At 72.4% G+C, this 1439-nt stretch carries 1 protein-coding gene and 1 pseudogene; both read left to right on the forward strand.

All coding sequences use genetic code 11. From position 1 onward, the window contains the following. On the forward strand, window positions 1-714 hold a 714-nt coding region (locus V7793_RS37520), incomplete at its 5' end, for an N-acetylmuramoyl-L-alanine amidase (RefSeq protein ID WP_336014214.1). A 191-nt stretch (window positions 715-905) separates the two neighbouring features. Further along, window positions 906-1439, forward strand: a pseudogene (locus V7793_RS37525) (hypothetical protein); the annotation flags it as partial.

Genomic DNA, 1439 nt, shown 5'->3' on the forward strand with positions numbered 1-1439 from the left:
GCGTCGCCCGCCGCGGCCGACGAGGGCCCGCTGCCGGACGGCCCGCTCAAGGGCAAGGTGGTCCTGGTCGACCCGGGTCACAACATCCGCAACAGCGAGCACACCGCCGAGATCAACCGCTCCGTCGACATCGGCACCGGCCGCAAGGAGTGCGACACCACGGGGACGTCCACGGACGCGGGTTACGCGGAGGCGGCGTTCAGCCTCGACGTCGCCCACCGGATCCGGACGCTCCTGCGGGCGCAGGGCGCCAAGGTGGTGTTCACGCACGACGGCGAGCGCCCGTACGGGCCGTGTGTGGACGAGCGGGCCGCGATCGGCAACCGCGCGCACGCCGACGCCGCCGTCTCGGTGCACGCCGACGGCTCGGCCGTCGGCAACCGCGGCTTCCATGTGATCCTGCCCGCTTCCGTCAAGGGCGGGCGCGCGGACACCTCGCCCATCGCGGGGCCGTCGAAGGACCTCGGGGTGCGCATCGCGGGCCACTTCGTGCGGAGCACGGGCAGCGCCCCGTCCAACTACATCGGCGGCGGTACCGGTCTGGACACCCGCGGCGACCTCGGCGGGCTCAACCTCTCCACCGTCCCCAAGGTGTTCGTCGAGTGCGGCAACATGCGCGATCCCAAGGACGCCGCTCTGCTCACGGACGGTGCATGGCGGCAGAAGGCGGCGCAAGGGATCGCCGACGGCATCACGGACTTCCTGGACGGGTAGGGCTCCGCGGGCGGTAACGGGCCGTAGCGGCGCCCGCGGGCCGCGCGCGTGTCACGAGGCAGATACGAAGAAGACGCCCCGACCGTGCAGGCGATAGGTTCACCCGTACGATGGGGGGCCACCCCCGCGCCCCCGCATACTCGCGTGCCGGCGAAAGCGACGTTAATGATCACACTGACAAAGGACTTTAGGTGAACATCCGCTCCCTCACTCGAGGCGACGGCGTGGTGATCGGAGCAGCGGTGTTGCTGTTCATCGCCTCGTTCCTGAGCTTCTACTCGTACGACTGCGCGGGATCGATCTGCCCGACGGAGCCCAACGGCTGGAAGGCCGGCCTCTTCCCCGTTCTGCCGTCGATCTTCCTCGCCGGGATCATCGCGGCCGCGCTCATCGTCGCCGCGCGCTTCCAGCCCGAGGGGCGCAAGCTCATGGGCCTGGAGCTCGTCCAGTGGGGCACCGCGTTCGCCGTGTTCGCCGCGTGGTCCTCGCTGTGGACGATCATCGGTGGCGCCCAGGGCGTGTCCCCGGGCGTCGGCCAGATCCTGGGCCTCCTCGCCAACGCGGCCCTGGCCGCCGCGGCGCTGCTCACCCCGCGCACCCCGGCCCTGAAGGCCCCGCTGGTGAGCGGCCCGGGCCCGCAGGCCCCGTCCCCGTACGGCGCCGGCCCGAACCCGGGCTACGGCTACCCGGGCCCGGGCGGTGCCCAGCCCGGTGCCGCCGCTCCG

Source organism: Streptomyces sp. KLMMK, from assembly GCF_036961605.1.
Classification (GTDB): domain Bacteria; phylum Actinomycetota; class Actinomycetes; order Streptomycetales; family Streptomycetaceae; genus Streptomyces; species Streptomyces telluris.